This is a genomic window from Pseudomonas sp. PME37.24/025 (assembly GCF_055556615.1).
This window is the reverse complement of sequence record NZ_JBVHNK010000435.1, coordinates 1-244: the sequence shown is the minus strand read 5'-3', so window position 1 is coordinate 244 and position 244 is coordinate 1. Positions and strand designations below refer to the sequence as shown.

Genomic DNA, 244 nt, shown 5'->3' with positions numbered 1-244 from the left:
CGCGCAAGGCCGGCGAGTGGATTCCGAACGTGCATGGTGGTCGCGAGAACCTCGAGGCCGTGGCCTTCCTGCAGCAGCTTAACGCGACGATCGCCGAGCGCGTGCCCGGTGCCATCGTGATCGCCGAGGAATCGACGTCCTGGCCCGGCGTCACGCGCGCGGTCGGCGAGGGCGGTCTCGGCTTTTCGTACAAGTGGAACATGGGCTGGATGAACGACACGCTGCGCTACATGGCGCGCGATCC

The 244-nt window shown here is 67.2% G+C and carries 1 pseudogene; it reads left to right on the top strand.

Annotated features, from left to right (window positions below):
* Positions 1–244 (top strand): annotated as a pseudogene (locus ACZ3HH_RS30970) (1,4-alpha-glucan branching enzyme); the annotation flags it as partial.